Annotated in this window: 20 protein-coding genes; 19 read left to right on the top strand and 1 reads right to left on the bottom strand. The window is 69.6% G+C overall.

Translation table 11 applies throughout. From position 1 onward, the window contains the following. Window positions 1-57 precede the first annotated feature (57 nt). The 9 genes from ABT123_RS05900 to ABT123_RS05860 are packed head-to-tail and all read left to right on the top strand — an operon-like array spanning window position 58 to window position 8,811. Window positions 58-1,158 (top strand): hypothetical protein, encoded by a 1,101-nt coding sequence (locus tag ABT123_RS05900; protein WP_351310206.1) that lies wholly within the window; start codon window positions 58-60, stop codon window positions 1,156-1,158. Next, entirely contained in the window at window positions 1,139-2,770 is a 1,632-nt protein-coding gene (locus tag ABT123_RS05895) for a hypothetical protein (RefSeq protein WP_351310204.1), read from the top strand. The genes ABT123_RS05900 and ABT123_RS05895 overlap by 20 nt, the downstream gene beginning before the upstream one ends. 6 nt (window positions 2,771-2,776) lie before the next feature. Further along, a complete protein-coding gene (locus tag ABT123_RS05890) occupies window positions 2,777-4,303 on the top strand; it encodes an SCO6880 family protein (protein WP_351310202.1) in 1,527 nt (508 codons plus the stop codon). Beyond that, the gene (locus ABT123_RS05885; protein ID WP_055643655.1) at window positions 4,300-5,736 is read left to right on the top strand and encodes a putative type IV secretion/conjugal transfer ATPase; all 1,437 of its coding nucleotides are present in this window, start codon (window positions 4,300-4,302) and stop codon (window positions 5,734-5,736) included. The genes ABT123_RS05890 and ABT123_RS05885 overlap by 4 nt, the downstream gene beginning before the upstream one ends. Beyond that, window positions 5,733-6,119, top strand: a complete 387-nt coding sequence (locus tag ABT123_RS05880) for a DUF6238 family protein (protein WP_351310200.1) — start codon at window positions 5,733-5,735, stop codon at window positions 6,117-6,119. The genes ABT123_RS05885 and ABT123_RS05880 overlap by 4 nt, the downstream gene beginning before the upstream one ends. Then, window positions 6,119-6,382, top strand: a complete 264-nt coding sequence (locus ABT123_RS05875; RefSeq protein WP_351310198.1) for a hypothetical protein — start codon at window positions 6,119-6,121, stop codon at window positions 6,380-6,382. Before ABT123_RS05880 ends, ABT123_RS05875 begins: the two co-directional genes overlap by 1 nt. 43 nt (window positions 6,383-6,425) lie before the next feature. Beyond that, the gene (locus tag ABT123_RS05870) at window positions 6,426-7,874 is read left to right on the top strand and encodes a type IV secretory system conjugative DNA transfer family protein (protein ID WP_351310196.1); all 1,449 of its coding nucleotides are present in this window, start codon (window positions 6,426-6,428) and stop codon (window positions 7,872-7,874) included. Beyond that, window positions 7,871-8,377 carry a hypothetical protein gene (locus tag ABT123_RS05865; protein ID WP_351310194.1) on the top strand — a complete coding sequence of 169 codons (507 nt, stop codon included), beginning with the start codon at window positions 7,871-7,873 and terminating at the stop codon, window positions 8,375-8,377. The genes ABT123_RS05870 and ABT123_RS05865 overlap by 4 nt, the downstream gene beginning before the upstream one ends. Continuing rightward, entirely contained in the window at window positions 8,374-8,811 is a 438-nt protein-coding gene (locus tag ABT123_RS05860; RefSeq protein WP_351310192.1) for a hypothetical protein, read from the top strand. Before ABT123_RS05865 ends, ABT123_RS05860 begins: the two co-directional genes overlap by 4 nt. A 125-nt stretch (window positions 8,812-8,936) precedes the next feature. Here ABT123_RS05860 and ABT123_RS05855 read toward each other — a convergent pair whose 3' ends face one another. Beyond that, entirely contained in the window at window positions 8,937-9,569 is a 633-nt protein-coding gene (locus ABT123_RS05855; RefSeq protein ID WP_055643649.1) for an HAD-IA family hydrolase, read from the bottom strand. Window positions 9,570-9,761: 192 nt separating this feature from the next. Here ABT123_RS05855 and ABT123_RS05850 point away from each other — a divergent pair, with 192 nt between their 5' ends. The 10 genes from ABT123_RS05850 (at window position 9,762) to ABT123_RS05805 (ending at window position 19,915) form a co-directional block, all read left to right on the top strand. Then, window positions 9,762-10,964, top strand: a complete 1,203-nt coding sequence (locus tag ABT123_RS05850) for a helix-turn-helix domain-containing protein (protein WP_351310190.1) — start codon at window positions 9,762-9,764, stop codon at window positions 10,962-10,964. Between the two features lie 565 nt (window positions 10,965-11,529). Next, a complete protein-coding gene (locus ABT123_RS36705) occupies window positions 11,530-11,946 on the top strand; it encodes an ATP-binding protein (protein ID WP_502970888.1) in 417 nt (138 codons plus the stop codon). Continuing rightward, window positions 11,946-12,470: a DUF6415 family natural product biosynthesis protein gene (locus ABT123_RS05840; protein ID WP_351310186.1), complete on the top strand. Its 525-nt coding sequence runs from the start codon at window positions 11,946-11,948 to the stop codon at window positions 12,468-12,470. The genes ABT123_RS36705 and ABT123_RS05840 overlap by 1 nt, the downstream gene beginning before the upstream one ends. Next, entirely contained in the window at window positions 12,464-12,928 is a 465-nt protein-coding gene (locus ABT123_RS05835) for a DUF6302 family protein (protein ID WP_351310184.1), read from the top strand. The genes ABT123_RS05840 and ABT123_RS05835 overlap by 7 nt, the downstream gene beginning before the upstream one ends. Before the next feature lie 53 nt (window positions 12,929-12,981). Next, window positions 12,982-13,185, top strand: coding sequence for a DUF5999 family protein (locus tag ABT123_RS05830; protein WP_055643646.1), 204 nt, complete (start codon window positions 12,982-12,984; stop codon window positions 13,183-13,185). Continuing rightward, complete coding sequence (locus ABT123_RS05825; protein ID WP_351310182.1) at window positions 13,182-13,829, top strand: hypothetical protein; 648 nt, start codon at window positions 13,182-13,184, stop codon at window positions 13,827-13,829. The genes ABT123_RS05830 and ABT123_RS05825 overlap by 4 nt, the downstream gene beginning before the upstream one ends. Before the next feature lie 206 nt (window positions 13,830-14,035). Continuing rightward, entirely contained in the window at window positions 14,036-15,274 is a 1,239-nt protein-coding gene (gene fxlM / locus ABT123_RS05820; protein WP_351310180.1) for a methyltransferase, FxLD system, read from the top strand. A 51-nt stretch (window positions 15,275-15,325) separates the two neighbouring features. After that, window positions 15,326-15,532, top strand: a complete 207-nt coding sequence (gene fxlA, locus ABT123_RS05815) for an FxLD family lanthipeptide (RefSeq protein ID WP_351310179.1) — start codon at window positions 15,326-15,328, stop codon at window positions 15,530-15,532. 91 nt (window positions 15,533-15,623) lie between these two features. Continuing rightward, a complete protein-coding gene (locus tag ABT123_RS05810) occupies window positions 15,624-18,689 on the top strand; it encodes a lantibiotic dehydratase (RefSeq protein ID WP_351310177.1) in 3,066 nt (1,021 codons plus the stop codon). Beyond that, window positions 18,686-19,915, top strand: a complete 1,230-nt coding sequence (locus ABT123_RS05805) for a lanthionine synthetase C family protein (protein ID WP_351310175.1) — start codon at window positions 18,686-18,688, stop codon at window positions 19,913-19,915. Before ABT123_RS05810 ends, ABT123_RS05805 begins: the two co-directional genes overlap by 4 nt. Window positions 19,916-19,917 lie beyond the last annotated feature (2 nt).

Below are 19,917 nucleotides of genomic sequence, written 5' to 3'. Positions count from 1 at the left end.
ACGGCCCCCTCCGCGTCAGCACCCTCTCACTCAGCTCCGCAGGCGAGCGGCGAAGGCGTGCGTGAGCTGCACGGCGTCCCTGTCGGCTATCCGCGCACTCGATCCGGTGCCAAGGCCGCGGCGGCCAACTACACGACCATCGTCGGCAGTTCCCGGTTCCTCATGGACAAGGACGCTCGGCACCGTGCGGTGGCCGTCATGGCGGCCAAGGACACGGCCGGAACGGTGGTGAAGAAGGCCGACCACGCGGCGGAGAACGCGGTTGGCTCATTGCGAGGCGACACCTCCAAGGTCTCCGCCGAGAAGGCCATCACCCGTACCGGGGTCCTGTCGGCTCACGTCCTGGGCTTCGACGCCCACGGCGCGATGGTGCGGCTGTGGACCACGACGGTTCGCGGCAGCGCGGCCGGGCACGAGACACCGAAGACGGGTTTCCAGTCGGTGACGGTGACGCTCACCTGGGAGGACAACGACTGGAAGCTGAAGGACAGCTCGGCCTCAAAGGGGCTGGTCGCTCCGATCGACGTGCGGCAGGCGTCCAACGTGCCGGCCGACTTCTCGGACTACGCCCCGGGCGCTGCAGAAGACCCCGTGCTGAGCGGCGCCGAAGACCGAAGTGGATTCCCGGCACCGTACGGACACAACGAGCGCGGCGCTCGTGCCGCTGCCGTCAGCGCCACCATGCTCTACGGCGACCCGCGGTTCTTCACCGATGAGGACTGGCGGCACCGGATGCTGTCGGCCACGGCCGCGTCGAGCGTGCTGCACTCGGTCACCTCGGACACCGACTCGACGGCTCGTCTGGTCATGGAGAACCGCGGTGTCGGTGCGGACGGGACGACCGCCGACGGCAGCGAGCTGATCACGCGGACTGCGGCGCTCGCCACCCGCTCGATCTCCTACTCCGACCAGGCCGCGAGCATGGAGCTGTGGACGGCGTCGGTTGGGGGCGTCGCCGGGAAGGACGAGACGCAGCGCCCGCAGGTCGCCTTCCTGCGGATGACCGTGGATCTGGTCTGGGAGGACGGCACCTGGAAGACGACGGCCGTCACGCCGTCCGAACCGCTCGTGCCGTCTCCGCCGGCCATGCAGGAGGCGACCCCGGCCGACAGCTTCGCGGACGTGGGGGGTGCCAGCAATGCGCCTGCGACTGCGTGACGACGCCCCCGGCCTGCTGACCATCGAGCGGGGAGCGCCGGGGCGCTGGCGCCGCCGCCTCCAGGCGGTGGCGATGGTCAACGTGATCATCGGGTTCGTGTTCGTGCCTTCGGCGGTGGCGAACCCCTTCTGCTACATCCCGATGGTGTGTGAGGCGAAGGCAGCCATTGACTTCGTCAAGGACCCGCTGGGGTTCCTGCTCCAGAAGCTCACCGAGGCGAACATCTGGTTCCTGCGCAAGATGCTGGAGCTGATCCAGAACACCACGAAGATCGACCTGACGAGCCCCGGCTTCCTGAAGCAGTACGCGATCATCTTCGCGGCCTCCAGCCTGCTCACCGTGGCCCTCTGGTTGATCGCTGTCGCCAAGCGGGCGGTCCGCGGAGTCGCCCTGACCACCGCCGTCTCCGAGGCGATCGGCTTCCTGCTCCTCCAGTTCGTGGTCAACGCCATGACGCCGGGCGCAATCGCGCTGCTGATGAAGGCCATTGACGAAGTCACGGCCGTCTTCGAGCCGTACGCGACGAGCAACTTCAAGCCGTTCCTGGAGAACATCCTCAAGGTCATGGCAGCCAACCCCACGGAGGGCGTGGGACAGCTGCTCGTCGTCAACCTCATCATGATGTGCGGCGCCCTGCTGATGTGGATCGAGCTGCTGATCCGCAGCGCGGCCATCTACGTGGCCGTCGCGCTCGGGCCGATCGTCAACGCCGGGCTGGTCGATCGCGACCTGTGGGGCAAGTCGAAGAAGTGGTTCGGCGCCATCTTCGCCATCGGCCTGAGTAAACCGATCTTGTTCGCCCTGCTGGGCCTGGGCGGCGCGATCCTCAGCGACACATCGGGGAGCATGTCCGACGCGGTCTCCAAGACCTTGGTCGGCGCGTTGATCCTCCTGCTCGCCGTCTTCGCGTCCGCCACGCTCTACAAGTGGGTGCCCGCCTTCGGCGACGAGATGGCCAGCCTCCACCACGACCGGAAGAGTGCACAGTCCTCCGGCCCGGCCGCCGCGATCGACGGCCCCGCCCAGCACGCCAACAGGGCGATGGGTGCTCGTGTCCAGGACTCCTTGGTCGGCGGCTCCAAGACCGCTGGCGCCAAGGCCGCTGGCGCGAAGATGGGCGGCGGAACTGCTGTAGCCGGACCGGTCGCGGCCGGGGCCGCCATTGCCAAGGCCGGCGTCGACATGGCGAAGAACAAGGCCACCAGCTCCCCGGGCGCGCAGGGCACCGACGCCGCAGGCGGCGGCAAGCCCGCACAGCCCGAAAGCCAGCAGGGCGGCGAGGACACCGCCGGAACGTCCGGTGCACCGGCCGCCGCTCGTCCCCAGGGAGCGACCTCCGACCCGGTCGTCAGCTCTTCTCCGGACTGGTCCTCGGCCGGTGGCCACGCCTCGGCCGGACGCGCACCGGAAGCCAACGGGGCACCGAGCACAGCACAGCCGCCATCCCCGCCGTCAACCGGCACGGGAACCTCGGGCCCGACACCACCCGCCTCCCCCTCCTCCGCATCAGGAACCAACTCGGGCACCGGGCCCTCCGTCACGCCCCCGCCGCCGTCGCGGCCCTCGGGCGGCCAGGCACCCGGACGACCGAACCCCAGCAAGGATCAGTGACCCTCCATGTCGACTCGTACGTATCAGTTCGGAAAGCACCGCCCCACAGGGCTGGTCGGCCGCCGCGACCTCGGCGAACAGGTCGTCCTCGGCGGCGGCGCCGTCACCGGCATCCTCTTCGGCTACCTCTTCAACGGCGTGACGGCTATCGCCGCGACGTGCCTGGTCCTGCCGATCCTGCTCGCCCTGGTCATCGTGTACGCCCCGTACCGGCCCAAGGGCACGTCCCAGCGGCGCACCCTCTACCGCTGGTGGCGGATCAACCGCTACTACCGCAAGGCGCTCCGCCGTACCGGCGGCGTGTGGGTGTCCCCGGCTGTCGAGGCCGGCGTGCGAGCCAACGGCACGCCCCCGGACGCCGCTCTTGTGGAGCCGGAAGGCGTCACGGGCATGACGTGGGTGCCGGTCACGGTCCGCGGTCAGCGGGCCGTCGTGGTCCTCCAGCCTGAGGCCGGGTGCGTCACAGCCACTCTGGAGATCGCTTCTCCCGGCCTCGGCGGCAAGGAAGTCGGTGAGCAGATCGTGGCCCTGGAACGCTGGGGCGAACTTCTCGACGCCTTCGGGAACGTCGAGGAACACCCGGTGAAGCGCATCCAGGTCCTGGCCCGGCAGATGAAGTCGGACCCCTACGCCCACCAGCGTTACATCGCGCAGCGCGACGAGTCGGCCGCTACGACGGACGCCCCGCAGTGGCTGAAGGACTCGTACGACGTACTGGCCAACGCCGTCTCCACCAGCGCCGAGGAACACCGCTACTACATCACCATCCACGCCCGGTTCACCCGCGACCTGGCGGCCGAGGGCGCCGCCCGCGGCACTGGGGACGAAGGGATCGCCGCGGCCATGGCCGCGTACCTGGATGAGCTGTGGTCCCGCGCGGAGGACGCCGACCTCTCCGTGATCGCGCCTCTGGACGAAGGCCGGATGACCGCGTTCATCCGCAACTCCTACGACCCTGACCACGCCATCTGGGACACCGACCTCCGACAGGCGCACGCCTTCCCCCGCAACGTCGACGTCCGCGACGGTGCCCACGTTGCCACCCGCGCGGCAGGCTCCACGGACAGCTGGTACCACGCCACGGCCGCCGTCGTCGGATGGCCCACGACCCCAGTCGGCCCCGACTTCCTCTCGCCTCTGCTGATCGGGATGCCCGACGTCATCCGCACTATCTCGATCACGCAGCAGCTCGAACCCAACGACAAGGCCGTGGAGCGGATGCTCGCGGAGGACACGAACAACCAGGCCGAAATCGACCGCGACCGGAAGCGCGGCAAGAACATCGACCCGCGCGACCAGATCGCCGCCAGCGCCACCGGATCACGCGGCATGACCCTGGCCTCCTCCGGCGCGGCCGGCTCCGCCGTCGTCGGCTACATCACCATCTCCTCGCGCAGCGCCGAAGAGCTGGAGCGCACCAAGCGCACCACCGCCTCCCGCGCCCGCAACGCGCACCTGCGGATCGAATGGCTCGACCTCGAACACGCCCGTGCCTTCGCCACGACCCTGCCCCTCGCCGGAGGCATCAAGTGACCGACCTCCTCGACCTCGCCCCGCTGTCGCCGATGCACGAGACGGTGCGCCGTCCCCTCTACACCGAGACGACCACCAGCCAGGCCCTGTACCTGCCGATCGCCCCGCCGACCCTCGGCACGGCGGGCGCGATCATCGGCCGGGAGCTGTACTCGGGCAAGGCGTTCATCTACTGCCCGTTCTCGGCGTTCGGTGACGGCCTGCCCGGCGGCAACATGATCGTCATGGGGGACACGGGCCGGGGCAAGTCGGCTCTGACCAAAACGTACGCGGCCCGGCAGATCCGCCTCGGGCGTCAGGTGGTCGTCCTCGACACCAAGGAGCAGAAGGAGCGCGAGGAAGGCGAGTGGGCCGCGCTCGGCCGCTCGCTGACCGGCAAGGCCCCGGTGAAGTTCGCGCCCGGCGGCGGCCGTGGTGCCTCGTGCATCAACCCGATGGACCCGGCCATCGCGGGTAAGCGGCAAGTCGAGCTGGTGCGCACGATCGTTGAACTCGGCCTCGGCAAGGCCCTGGACGAGTTCGCCGGCTCTGCCCTGCGGATCGCGATCCGCAGGGCCCACCAGCGGGCGGGAGAACTCGGCCGAACCCCGGTCCTGGCCGACGTCTCCGCCGCGCTGCGGTCCCCGGAGGAGTCCGACGCGACGGCCAAGAAGCGTACGCGGGACGAACTTCTCGGTGACGGCCTGGAGGCGTCCTACGTCCTGGACCGTCTGTGCGGCAGCGAACAGGACGACACCGGCGACCTGACGGGCATGCTCGACGGCCCGACCAGCCTGGGCGTGGATCTCGACGCCGACATGATCGTTTTCGACCTGACCAAGGTCCCGTCGGGCGGCGTCGCCATGACCATCCTCGTCGCCGTGATCTCGGTCTTCCTCGAAGAGGTCTGGCTGCGCCCGCTGTGCGAATGCGGGACGGAGCCGGGACAGCACGACCGCGTCGTGGTCGACGCGAACTCCGGAGCCTGGGAGCTGGGGCCGAACCCCGCCTCCGGCTGCCGCCGCTACACGCAGCGCAAGCGCATCCTCGTCTGCGAGGAAGCCTGGCACATCCTCGGGACCCCCCAACTCGCTTCGTTGCTTGAGAAGTTCCTGAAATTCGCGCGGGGATACGGGCTGAGCTGCATCTTCATTGTCCATCACCTGTCCGACATCGACGACAGCCCGGAGACCCAAGCGGCGTTGAAGATGGCCGACACCATCGTGATCTACAGCCAGAAGAAGGCCGAGGCCGAAGCGACGGTGGCCCGGCTGGGTCTGCCGTCCTGGACTGCCGAGCACATCATGCGCCTGCGCCGCGGAATCGCGCTGTGGAAGGTCGGCGAGGTGATCTACCCCGGCGTCCAGCACCTCTTGGTGGAGGCCGAGCAGCACCTGTGTTTCTCCTCCGGCTCGATGACCGACCTGACCAGCACCTCCCCGGACGCCGAATGAGCAGGCACCGCCTCCTGTCGACCGCCGACCCCTTCCACGCAGATTCGGAACGAGCCCTCGCCATGACCGTCACCACCGACCACACCGCGCTTCCCGCCGACGAGCGCGCGGTGCGGCAGGACCTCGACCAGCTGCACGCCGAAGCGCTCGACCTCGCCCGGCGTATGAAGGAGCTGGCCCTCGTCCTGGACCACGGCGACTACTCCGCCGCTGGAGGACGCGTACGTACGGCCGTCGCCCACATCTGGCGAGCCGCCGAGGACCTGCACAGCGCCTTTCACACCGCGCCCCCGCGCTGTGCCGGGCCCGACGCGTCGATGTCGCGGCTGTGCGGCCGGCGGATGCGCTACCTGGCGGCCCGCGTCGCCCGGAGGGCCGAGTAATGGACATCATGCCCGGCGGCATCTCCCTTGTCCTGTACGCCGTGACGGCCGTGTGCGCGGTAGCCCTGGTGACGCTCTGGTTCCTGCTGAACCGCGGACGGCGCAACGCCGGATTCGCGAGCAAGGGACAGCTCAAGCGCCAGATGTCGGCCAAAGCAGTCCTGAAGGCCACCGAGATCCGCCCCTCCCTCACCAGCGACAACCGCCACTCCAGCCGCGCAACCGGGGTGAGCTTCGCGAAGGACCGCCCCGCCGGTCGCTGACCCTCTTTCCTCGTCGCCCGCCCACCTCGCTCCGGAGTACGTCATGCACCACCCCCTCGATCCTCACGATTTCGGCTACTCGCTGGGCACGTCGCAGCGCCCGACGGGCGTCGAGCTGTGGTCCCGCGCCGACAAGGCATGCCGGGTCATCGGCCCAATGGGCAGCGGAAAGACTCTGCGGTTCTTCGCCCCGCTCGTCCGCAACTGGGCCGGGCCGGTCCTGGCCACCTCGACCAAGCCCGATCTGGTCGAACTGACCCTCGACGCGCGACAGCGGGGCGGCCGCCCCGTCGCCGTCTTCGACCCGCAGAACATCGCGCCGAGCCTCCCGCGCTTCCGGTGGACGCCGATCAACGGCGCAGCCGACACAGAGGTGGCGATGATGCGCGGGAAGGCGTTCGTCGCGGGCTCGCGCACCCCCAACGGTGCGGCACAGTCCAGCGAGGGCAGCGCCTTCTACAAGGGGCAGGCGTCCAAGATCCTCGCCGCCTTCTTCCACGCCGCCGCCCTCGACGGCGCCTCACTCGACTGGGTTCTGCGTTGGGCCCGCAAGCTGACCGACCCGGCACCCCTCGGCATCCTCAACGCTCACCCGGGCGCCGGCCCCGGCTGGGCGGACATGCTCCGCACGGCCACCACGGGCGACAGCCGCACCGTCGGCAACACCGCCTCGACCCTCGACGCGGCCCTCGAACCCTTCATGCACCAGTCGGTGATCAACGCCCTTCAGGGAGACGGAGAGGACCCCACGGACTTCGGCGCGTTCCTCGACGCCGGGGGCACCCTCTACCTCCTCGGCAAGGACAGCGAGGTGAACAGCGTCGCGCCGCTGACCACCGCGATAGCCGAAGACCTTCTGGACTTCGCGGAGGCGCACGCCCTCGCGTCCCCGGCCGGGCGGCTCGACCCCGCACTCCTCGCGGCCTTGGACGAGGCACCGAACATCGCGCCTATCCCCTCCCTCCGCCAACGCGTCGCCGACGGTCGGGGCCGAGGCATCACAGTGGTCTACGGCCTCCAGGCGTGGGCGTCGGCTCGTGCCCGTTTCGGCGAGGACACCGCCAAGGAGCTGGCGGCCTTCACCAACAACGTCATCGTCCTGCCCGGGGACAAGGACCCCGACTTCCTGAAGGACATGTCCGACCTGTGTGGTCAGGTCGAGCGAGAGCGCACGACGAAGACCACGTCCGGCGGAGACCGCGGCGGCCACTCGACGGCCACGCACATGGCGCTCGAACCCGTCCTTCGAGGAGACGAGATCAGGGGCCTTCCCGAGGGGCACGCCCTGGTCCTCGCGGACAACCTCCCGCCGATCGTCACCCGGCTCGACGGCATGTGGACCTGGGATTCCTGGGCCGAGATCGAGGGTCACGTCCGTGACCTTCGAGCCGCCAATGAAGCCGAGCGGACCCGGCGGGCTACGGAGAAGAAGAACCGGGCCAAGGCCCACGCGGTGGCGTGGGCCGGCCGTGAAGGAGCGGCTGCCGCATGACCGAGACCCTGACCCGATTCGAGCCCTTTCCCGAGCCGCCCGCACTGATCCTGGAGTACATCGCGGAGCGGAGCACGGAGGAGTCCGTGGCCGCCGACGGTCCCGTCCCATGGGACATCGGCGCCCTGTCAGCGGAGCTGATCAAGCCGATGCCCGCGTGGCTCGATTCCGTGTGCCGCTGGCTGAACCGGACGTACGCCTGGCAGCCGCAGGACGTCATCCCGCCATGCTGGGCGAAGCACGGGGGCCTGGCATACGAGATCGTGGCCCTGGCCTTCGCAAGGGGAGACGCGTACACGGAGGCGGGCTCGTCCGTGATCTGGCATGAGCAGTACGACCGCTTCCTCATCCGAATGAACAAGACGTTGGGCAAGGCAGGCGACGAATGCCGCGTCGGCAGGCACGACGACCGTCCGGCGCGCTTCCAGCTCGCGGCCTGGCCCACGGCCAAGGGCGAGGAGACGGGATCTGCGGGACGAGTCGAGGAGATGGTGGCCGGATGATGACGGACCCGAACATGGTCTTCTCGACGGACCCTCGTCACGGACTGGTGGCGCGAAGCGGCTGGGAGCAGGAGGAAGCCCGGACCGTGCTCCGTGATCTCGGTTGGGAGTGGACGGAGGAACTGCACGCCCTCGTCCCACCGGACGACGTGCCGGAGGTCGACGCCGGCATTCAGGCAGTGGAGGAACTGCACCTGCATGGGCACCGGACCGGATACGCCGCGGGGCCATACGGCACGATGCGGTTGACCCTGGATCGCGCGGAGCAGGTGTTCACGAAGGTCGCCGCCCGGGAGCCTGGTGAGGTCACCCCCGACCCGGGCACGAAAAATGATCAGCCTGGAAGAGCGGACACCAGGCGCCCTACGTACGGGGGAGTGTCCCCTTCAGAGGGGCCGGTTGAACCCGACGGGCCCGAGTCCCCAGCGATCTAGAACGTCCTCCAGCAAGAGCCCGTACCTGTCCTTCAGCGTTCGAGGAGCCCCTAGGGGTTCCTCGAACGCTGCTACCGTTCGTTGGCCGGCGTGACGTCCCCGGCGAGCTGTTTCGCTCTGTTCGTTCAGGCGGGAGCGGGATCGAGGAGAAGTGAGTCGAGGATGGCAGCTGTGCCGGTGGGGTCGGTCGTGTGGTGCACGGTGCGGATGCCCAGGGTCTCGGCGGGCGGCAGGTTCTCCGCGTGGTCATCAACGAAGACGCACTCAGGACCGGTCAGGTCTAGGGCGTCAAGCGCACGCTGATAGATGAGCGGCGATGGCTTCCGTACGCCCTCCAGCTCCGACAAGATCACGGCATCGAAGAAGTCCGTCCACATGCCCTTGTCCTCGTACGGGTTGTAGGGCTCGATCCCGAACGAGTTGCTGAGCATGGCCACCTTGATCCCTGCCGCGCGAGCGCGCTTCGCGGCAGCGACGATCTGAGGCTCCGGGTGAAGGTTGGCCAGAGCGCGCCGCATCAGGTCGGTGGAGTCGATACCGAGGATGCCGCCGATGACACGGTTCCAGTCCTCCTGGGTTGCCTCACCGACCTCCAGCGCTGCGTAGATCGCGACGCCGTCGGGATGCTCATTCAGCGCCGCGAAATACGCGCCTGGCGTCAATCCCTCCGTCCTCTCGAACGCCTGCCCGTTCAGTCGCATCCGAGTGGTGAGCACACCACCGAAGTCGAGGATCAGGCCACGGTATGGGGCTGGCAAAGCGGCCTCCTTGCCGATCTTTCGTACGTGTACGCGGTCCCCCGGCCGCAGGGCGACAGGGGGACCGTTGAGTGCCCTCCCCAGAGGGAGAGACCCCCAGTATCGCCCCTCCCCGAAGCACCTGGGCCTACGCTTGACGCGAGTGCCCTGTCCACTACGGCGAACGGTCAACCCATGGTGTATGACGGAGAGTTGTTCAGCATCGGCCAACGGATCAAGTGGTGGCGTGAGCGCCGGGGCTTGTCCCAAAGGATGCTGGGAGACCTAATCGGCAGGTCAGAGAACTGGGTCTACAAGATCGAGAATGACCGGATGCCCCTGGACCGGCTTCCGATCCTGATCGCCCTGAGTAAGCAGCTGCGATGCAGTCTGGAGGACCTGACGGGCGGCTACGTGTCCGGAATCGTTACGGCAGGCACGGAGCACGAGCACGTTCCGCTCATCCGACAGGCCCTGTCGCTGCCCGCCTCCCTCCTTCCGCAGCGGATCGGGTCAGTCACCTCCGACGACTTCGAGTCCTCGGTTACGGACGCCTGGAAGGTCTACGAGACACAGGCTGACGACCGGTACCGCGACGTCGGCGAGCGGCTGCCCACCTTGCTGCGGCAGGGACATGCCGCTCTGCGCGACGCCTCGTCTGAGCAGGAGGGCACCGTCCTCCGGCAGCTCATCAGTCTCTACGGCCTGCACCAGATCTGGCTTCGCCGCGTCGGTGAACCGACCCTCGCCCGCATCGCGGCCGACCGCGGCCTCTCCCTCGCGGACAACGCCGGTGACCCGGCCCTCCTCGCAGCTGCGGCCTGGAACCTGGCCTGCGTTCTCACTTCCGCTGGAGACGTGGAAGACAGCTACGAACTTGCCCGGCAGACCATCGCCCAGTGCCGGCCACACGACGACTCCAACCCGGAACACTGGTCCGCGTACGGAGCACTGCACCTGCAAGGCGCCGTCGCCGCCGTACGCGCTACAAAGGGCCCGGGGGCCTGGGACCTCTACAACGGAGCGCAGCAGGCCGTGGACCGGGTCGGCGGCGATCTCAACCACTGGCACACATGCTTCGGGCCGACGAACTTCGCCATGCACGAGGTACATCTGAAGGCGGAGGAGGGCGACACCAGCGAAGCACTCCGCGCTGCCGATCACGTCGCTGTCAACGAAGAGGTCCCGCTTGAACGTCGGACCCGGTACCTGATTGAGGTAATGAACCTCAACCGCATCCAGCGGGACGACTACGCCACGGTGCATATCCTCGGCAAGCTACTGAAGCAGTCGCCGGAGGAGATCGTGTTCTCACCCCTGGTCAGGGAAGCAGTGGCCGACCTGCTGAAGCGTGAGAAGCCGATGTGGCGTGACGACCTGCGTGCGGTGGCGAAGCACATCGGGCTCGCCGCGTAGGCATATGACAACCCTGAGCGTTACTCAGCCCTGATTTTTTCTCAGGGGTGGGACTTCTAAGTGGCCCTACGTTTACGGGTCATGACGACAAGTCACGCTCAGACGGAAGCTGGCGCGGCGCCCTTACCGCCCGCCAAGCGCCACCTCCGCCTTGCTCGTGAGGCCGGGGTCGCGCACACGGAGGCCGGTCGTTTCGCGGTCCCCCTCGACCTGCACGAGGGGACCGCGGAGCCCGCGACCCTTCCGCTGGTCTTGACGGCCGATGAAGTGGTTGACCTTCACGGCAAGCTCGGGGCGCTCTTCCCCATCGCGGACGGGGAGGCTCGATGACCGCGCGAACCCCCGGCGATCGAGCGCGCCGACGCAATCTCGCCGACGCCTCGATTACCCCGATGCCCGCCTTCGCGGGTCTGCTGCGGCGTGTCCCCGGCCAGCGGCACCGGGCCAACCCCATCGCCTCGCTCGATGTCCCCGCTGCTGGGCACGAGGGAGCATCACGGATCGGAACGGAGCGGTGAACGGCCCGGCGCCGCAGCGCCTGACCGCGCCTCGCCCCGGCGGCCTGGTGGAGGAGAAGTTCCCCATCACCGAGCGCTCTCCCGGCGAACTCCCCCCACCGGTAGATGAGTCCCGCGTCCGAGCCATGAGGCACGTAACCCGGGAACGACTCACCTCTCGCGGTCTGGCCTGCGTCGCCGACGACGCGACCCTCATCGTCTCCGAGCTGATCACCAACGCCATCGTGCACAGCGGCGGCAGGCAGATCCAGCTCACCCTTGACCTTCGCGATGGCGTCCTGTGCATCCGCGTCCACGATGGCGTGACAGGGCCCCGCCCCACGGCACAGACCCCCGAAGACGACGACGAACACGGTCGCGGCCTGGTCCTCGTGCAGGAGATCGCCCGAAGCAGACAGGGCGCGTGGGGTGTCAGCGACAACGGCGCCACCACGTGGTGCGAGCTGAGTTTGGTGGCGTGCTGATGACGAACACCGCATTACGCGACGAGACGACGAGACCGGAGACCATGCCGGTCCGCATCAAGGACCCGACGGTCCCGACGAACCCCTGGTCGCCGCCGCTCGGCAGGCTGGGTCTCCATGACCTGTTGAGCGCTGTGCGCAATTGGGAGCCTGTGGACTGGGATGCGGTCTATGACGGCCTGGACACCGTCCTGAACGAGGAAGTCAGCCACCACGCGGCCGGTGCAAGCGGCAGCAGCCGGCCCGGGGCCGCTGGTCCCGGGTACGACGAAGCCGAAGTACTCGCCCAGCGCTTCCGCGGGGCGCTCATGCAGCTCGTGAACCGAGGTCTGCGTGACGACGCCAACAAGAAGCATCAGGACATCGCCGACCTGATCGAACAAGCACGTACGTTGCGTTCCGAAGAACTGCCCGGCGACGAGCACGAGGCCCTGACGTTCCTGCGGAAGCTGGGCCGGGTCACCTTGGAGCTCGCGGAACGCCTGGAAGAAGCCGGCATCGTGAAGGGGCTGGTCGAATGCTGACCACCGTCACGACGCTGACGCGCCCACCCACCATCTCCCTTCGCCCTGCTGCGGAAGCGTACGACTACGAGTACTTTCGTAGCCGTCTCGCGGAGCCCGCTCTTCTCGCTGACGCCGTAGCAGTCCGTGTCTTTCGGGCGCCCCTCCTCGCCGTTCCCGTCGGTGGGCCGCGCCGCGGCGGATACATGTCCTTCGACCTGCTGACTCTGGCGACGGCGGCGCGCTGCCTCCTCACGGATCAACCCGGCTTTCCGGACCTCCGCGTCCGATGGTCGCCGTACCGCGATACCTGCCACACCGTCGAGTGGGGCGATCCCGCTCCCGAGTGGTGGGAGGACGACGCGGTCTTCGGCCGCTTCTACGGCTACAGCGAGTCCGCCATCACCTCGTTTGTACGTGCACGCCCACAGACACCCTCTTCGGCAACCTCCACTCCGTGTTCCCCCACGGCTTCGTAGTCGCCGAAGAGGGCCCAACTTCCCCACACTGCCTTGAGAGGACGACGAGTACGATGTGCCAGCACACCCCGCCGTGTCCCACGGCCGAGGCTTCCGACCGAGAGGCCGCCCGCCCCACGGTGGCCCACCCTGAACAGGGCTGGAGCTTGCTGTGCAACGGGGTGTTGCTCTTCGAGGACACCGGCGAGCTGTTGCCGGACGGCCAGATCGTCGCTCCGCACCGGCCGGTCGCGCTCGCCGCCGGGAGCACCGCGTGACCACCGCTCCCCAGATCGTCGTGCCCTACATCACCGCCCGGGAGGGCGAAGAGGCCGACTCATTCCTCAATCTACGCATGGGCCGCGGGCCGGACGGCCGGCCACGTCTCCGATACGTGGATGAGGCGCCGCCGGACCGGGACCTCAAGGGCGTGCTCTGGGCCCGCTACTCCATGTCGCTCGACACCTTCGGGCAGCCCTGCGGGACACCGCGCTGGCGGATGGTTCACCCGCACCGTCAACGCGTGACGATGGCGCTGCTGCGGTGCCAGGTATGCACCGTCCAGTTGAAGCGCACCGACGGCATCCTCTTCCTGGAAACGGCGGGTGAAGAGGGCTACGACGGTCCACTGAAGACCGCGCAGCCGCCGGTCTGTCTGGAGCACGCCCGGATGGCGGCAGGCCGGTGCCCACGGCTCAGGGCAAGGGGCCACGTAGCGCTTCTCGCCACACGTTTCCCGCTGTACGGCGTGATCGGCCACGCGTACCAGTGGAGCGCGAACGGCCTACAGGCCCTCTCGGACATGGACTCCCCCATCCCCTACCGCCATCCCCAGATCGGCATGTTCCTGGCCTCCCAGCTCGTACGGGAACTGCGGGAGTACAAGGTCGTCAACCTGGACGATCTTGTGCCCGCCGCCTAGACGGCCGCCCGGCTCTCCTGAGTGGTACAGACAGGACCGCCGGGCGGCTCACCACCGGCGCTGGACCTTCGCGCGCCGTCCACCAGCACGAACCCGCCAACCTTCGGCGGTCCGACGAGAACGGAGAGCTTTCGCCGATAGCCTCCCGGCCCCCGGCACGCATGCCGGCCCACCCGCCCCCGAACACGAACGACCGAAGGAAGTCCATGACGAACACGACCGTCGAGCCCGACGAGGCGACCCGCCTGCGGAACAAGGTGGTGGACGAGCTCTGCGCGGACGGCAACATCTCCTCCCCGGAGATCGAAGCCGTGATGCGCACGGTGCCCCGGCACGAGTTCACCCCGGCCGACACGCCGCTGGACAAGGCGTACGACACGTACGCCGCCGTGATCACCAAGACGGACGAGCACGGCGTGCAGCTCAGCTCCGTCTCCGCCCCGCAGATCCAGGCCATGATGCTGGAGCAGGCCCAGGTGAAGCCTGGGATGCGGGTCCTGGAGATCGGCTCGGGCGGGCTGAACGCGGCCTACCTCGCCGAACTCGTCGGCGAGGACGGTGAAGTCGTCACCGTGGACATCGACCCCGTCGTCACCGATCTCGCGCGCCAGCTCCTGAACGAGCACGGCTACGGCCGAGTTCACGTCGTCACCGCCGACGCCGCTGAGCCCATCCCGGACCTCGGTGAGGTCGACGTCGTGATGGTGACCGCCGGGGCCTGGGACGTCTCCCCGGCGTGGACCGCGCAGCTCAAGCAGGGCGGCCGGCTCGTCGTCCCGCTGCGGATGCGCGGCCTGACCCGGTCGGTCGCCTTCATCCAGGTCACGGGCGAGCACGGTCCCTACCTGGAAAGCGAGTCGGCGCGGATCTGCGGCTTCGTCCCGATGCAGGGCTCGACCGCCCACCGGGAAGAACTCCTCCTGGTCAACGGCACCCCGGAGATCGGGCTCAAGTTCGATGACGGCCTGCCGGCCGACCCGCACCGGCTCGACAACGCCGTCACGTTTCCGCGCCACGAACTGTGGACCGGCGTCACCGTCCGCATCCAGGAACTCATCGACACCCTTCAGATGGCGATGGCGATCTCCCTGCCGGGCTTCTGCACGATGGCCGTCGATGAGCACTCGGACTCGGGGCTGGTCGCCCCCGTGAACAAGCGGTTCGCCCTCGCGGCCGTCGAGGACGACACCTTCGCCTACCTCGTCACCCGCCGCACCGAGGACAACAAGCACCTGGAGTACGGCGCGCACGCCCTCGGCCCGCACGCGGAGCAGTTCGCCGACAAGATCGCCGACGTGCTCCGCGACTGGGAGGCCAACCGGCGCGGCGGGCCCAGCCCGGTCATCCGGGTCTACCCGGCCGGCACCCCCGATGACCAGATCCCGGCCGACCGGGTCATCGACAAGGTGCACAGCCGGGTCTCGCTCTTCTGGCCCTCGGCGTAACACCGGGAGCCAGGAAATCCCGCACCACCCCAACAGGAAGAAGGGCACATCATGACGAGCGCCACTCTCGCCCCGCCCCCGGTCGCGCCCGCGCCGTCGGCGGACCTGGACGACGATGACTTCGCGCCCCTGGACGTGAAGGTCGTCATCGCCGAGCACTCGTACGGCCACCTCATGTGCACCACGGGCGACGGCTGCGGCACCACCTGCGCGAACGGTGCCTCCGCCTGCGGTTCCTTCACCGAGGACCCGGCCTGATCCAGGCCGACCCCCTGTGGGCCGGGCGAAGCGCTTCGCCCGGCCCACAGGCCCCTCTCCCCCTCCCCGCGCCGCCTCATGGAAGGGCATCATGGCTTCCCGAGCAGCCGCCGGATACCAGTGGCAAGGCGTTGCGATGCTGCGCGCCACCACCAGCCCCGGGCCGGCAGACATCCCCCGTACCCTCGACCTGGACAACGTGGCCGTCACCCGCGGATGGCTGAACCGCATCTGGCAGCGCGAGGACTTCCGCAGCGCGCTGGAGCTGGCCACCCCCGTCCTGTCCGACGCCATCGAGGCCGTCGTCCGGGGCCGGCAGACCGAGCCCCGTCACGTCCGCCGCACCGCGCTGTCGACGGTCTCCTACCTCCTGCGGTGGCAGCACCGGCCGACCCCGCTCGGGCTGTTCGCCGGCACCGCCCCGGTGTCGGTCGGGCCCCGGGCGAGCGCGCGGTGGCGCGACAAGCACCGCGCGATGATTCGGCCGGACGCCGAATGGGTCACCGACATGGTTCTCCGGCTCCAGCGCACCCCCGCGTTGCTGAAGCGGTTACCGCTCTTCGCCAACAACGCCGCCCGCGCACGCGGCGACCGGCTCGTGGCACCGGGTCCGCCCTCCGACGGCCACGCCGTCCTGCTGGCCCCGGTCGAGATATCCGTCCGCAACGCCCGGCCGGTGGCCGCCGCCATGGACGCCGCCCGCACCCCCATCCCCTACGGCGACCTCCACAGCCACCTGCGCGACCGCTTCCCGCAAGCGACACCCGAGAAGATCGACGCCCTTCTCACCAGCCTGGTCGAGCAGCAGTTCCTCATCACCAGCCTGTGGGCGCCCATGACCACCGTGGACGGCTTTCAGCACCTGTGCCGCGAACTGGACCGGCACCAGGCGGACGACGTCCCCGAGGTGCGGGACCTGGTCCATGCGCTGTACGCGCTGCGCGACGACGTGTCCGCCCACCAGCCGACGCTTTCCGACACCAGCGTGAGCGCCGTCGCCGTGCGGATGCGCGACCTCACCACCGTCACCCCGACACCGCTGCTCATTGACACCGCCCTCGACTGCGAGACCCAGCTCCCGCAGTCCGTGATCGCGGAAGTGCAAGCAGCCGTGTCGGCCCTCTACCGGACCACCCCGCAGCCCTACGGCTACCAGCACTGGCGCGACTACCACCGCCGCTTCCGGGCCCGGTACGGCGTCGGCGCCCTGGTGCCGGTGATGGACCTGGTCGCCGACAGCGGCCTTGGCCTGCCCGCCGGATACGTCGGCTCCGAACGCGGCGCCGCCCTGAAGGTGCGCACCGACCGCGACGAACTGCTGCTCGCGCTGATGCAGCAAGTCCTCCTGGACGGCAGCGATGAACTACGGCTGACGGACGCCATGGTCGACGCCTTGGAGAAGGCCGCCGGAGAGGACGAGCGGCTGTTCGTGCCCCGGGTGGAGGCCGCCTTCGAAGTCCACTCACCCAGCACCCGGGCACTGTCCAGCGGCACCTTCGATGTCCTCCTCACCGCGGTCCCCCGCCCCGGCAGCAGCATGGCCGGCCGGTTCGCCCACGTCCTGCCGCCCGAGCATCAGGACGCGCTCGCCGCCACGTACCACGGGGCGCCGGACGCCCTCACGGCGCAACTCGTGTTCCCACCGCGCCGCCACCGCAACGAGAACGTCACCCGTACGCCGCGGCTGCTGCCGCACGTCATCGAGCTGTCCGGCCACCAGGAGACGGACGAGACGACGATCCCGCTCGCCGACATCGCCGTCACCGCGGACCCGCGCAGCTTCCACCTCGTGCAGCTCTCCACCGGCCGGCGCATCGACGTGCGGGTCCTGCACGCCCTGGAAGGCGGGACACAGACACCACCACTGGCCCGGTTCCTCGCCGAAGTGGCCAACGGGCGGTACGCCGCCTACAAGCCGTTCGACTTCGGCGCCGGCTCCCGGCTCCCGTTCCTCCCACGCGTGCGCTACCGCCGCACCATCCTCACGCAGGCCCGATGGCTGCTGATGGCCGCCGACCTGCCCGGCCGCAAAGCCTCGACCGAGGAGTGGGAGAACGCCTTCACCGCCTGGCGGGACCGGCTACGGGTCCCCATGCAGGTCGCAATCATCGAGTACGACCAGCGCCTTCCCCTCGACCTGTCCCACCCGGTCCACCGCCGGGCTCTGCGCGCCCACCTCGACAACGCCCGGCGCCTGGAACTGCGCGAGGTCCCGGACGCAGACGCCCACGGCTGGATCGGACGGGCACACGAGATCTGGCTCTCCCTGGGCCGGTTGCAGCCGGACACCGCCGATGTGCCCCGGCCGCGCCCCGCCGCCCCGCCGACCCCCGGGCGGCACCTTCCGGGCGCCGGTGACGTCCTGCTCGCGCAGCTCCACGCCCACCCGCGCCGCTACGACGAGATCCTGAGCCGCCACCTGCCCAGCCTCCTCGCCGCGTTCGGCGACACCCCGCCGGTCTGGTGGTTCACCCGGCACCGGGAGATGGCCCGCCCGGACGCCGACCAGCACCTCGACCTCACGCTGCACCTGCCGCCGGACGCATACGGGGCCGCCGCCCAACACGTTCGTACCTGGGCGGACAGCCTGCACGGGACCGGTCTGGCGGCCGGGCTCGTCCTGGCTCCCTACCAGCCGCAGACTGGGCGCTTCGGCAGCGAGGCAGCCATGGACGCCGCGCACCAGGTGTTCGCCGCAGACTCCGCCGCCGCCCTCACACAGATCCAGCTCACCGAGCGCACTGACGCCTTCGCCCCGCAGGCCCTCGCCGCGGCCAGCGCCCTGCACCTCGTCACCCCCCTGGCGCCGAACAACGCGGCGGCCGAGGAGTGGTTGGTGCGCAACCTCCCCCAGAGCACGGGGCGACTGAACCGGGCCCTGCGTACCCAGGTGCTCGAACTCGCAGCGCCGAATGGCGCCTCCGCGCTCGCGGCCCTCCCCGGCGGCCCTGCGGTCGCCGAAGCATGGCGGGCCCGCGCCGCCGCCGTGGACACCTACCGGAACGCCTTGACCGGCCAGCGTGATCCCCTGGGCGTCGCCCGGTCTCTCCTGCACCAGCACCACGTCCGGGCCCTGGGCGTCGACCCGCGCGCCGAGGAGACCACGATCCGGCTCGTACGAACGGCAGCCCTCCAGCACAGGATGGCCGCCCGATGACCGCGCCGGCCGCCACCACCACGACGATCCTGGAGCAGTACACCGCCCACCTCGCACAACCCACTCCGCCGCCCCCGGACGAGCCTTGGGCGGTGCAGTCCCTCGCCGACGGCGCCGCCGGAATCAGCCTGCTGCACATCGAGATGGCCAGTCGTCACGGCGGCTCCTGGCGCCCCGCTCACCGGTGGATCACCGCCGCAGCGGCCGGGCACATCAGCGCGGCCGACACCGCCGGGCTGTTCCTCGGCGCCCCGGCCCTAGGCTTCGTCCTCACCACCGTCCCGCCGTCCTTCCAACACCTGTACGAACCGGCGCGCCGGACCCTGCACCAGCACATCACCGACCTGACCCACCGCCGGGTGGACGCCGCTCTCACCCGCATCCGCAAGGGCGACCTGCCCACGTTCGCCGAGTACGACCTGTTCTACGGCCTCACCGGCATCGGGGCGTACCTCCTGCGGACCGACCCCGAAGGGCTCCCCCTGGAACGGGTCCTGAAGTACCTCGTTGCCCTGACCCGCCCCCTTGTCCCCGACGGCCGCGGCCTGCCGGGCTGGTGGGTCCGCCACGACCCGGCCCGTGGCGAGTCCCCCCACTTCCCGGGCGGCCACGGCAACTTCGGTGCAGCCCACGGCATCACCGGCCCGCTCCTCCTGCTGGCCCAGGCCATGCGCCGCGGCATCGCCGTCAGCGGCCACCGCGAAGCCATCTGGAGCATCTGCGAACACCTTGACGCCTGGTGCCAGCTCAGTCCCTCCGGTCCCTGGTGGCCCGAGCACATCTCGCGCCGCGATCTCGACCTCGGGCGCCCGCACCACGACGCGCCCACGCGGCCGAGCTGGTGCTACGGAACCACGGGCATCGCACGGGCCGGGCAACTCGCCGGGCTCGCCTTACGTGCCCCCGACGTCCAGGCGTTCTACGAGGACGCCCTGTACCGCGCCCTGACCGACCCCGAACAGCTCGCCCACGTCACCGACTCGGGTCTGTGCCACGGCTGGGCAGGCATCTACCAGACCGCAACCCGCGCCGCTGCCGATGCCCGCGACCCCCGCCTTCAGACCCTCCCGAAGCGCCTCGGCGACACCCTCGCAGCGAGCGCCCAGCCTTGCCTTCCCGAGCCCGGCCTGATCAACGGCGACGCCGGTACCGCGCTCGCCCTCACCACCTACGCCTCACAGCAGGCCCCGATCTCCGGATGGGACGCATGTCTCTTGATCAACTGATC

Origin of the sequence: Streptomyces sp. NPDC002054, from assembly GCF_040296685.1 — a bacterium.
Taxonomy (GTDB): Bacteria; Actinomycetota; Actinomycetes; order Streptomycetales; family Streptomycetaceae; genus Streptomyces.
The sequence above is the reverse complement of the archived record's forward strand: the minus strand, read 5'-3'. Positions and strand labels throughout refer to the sequence as shown.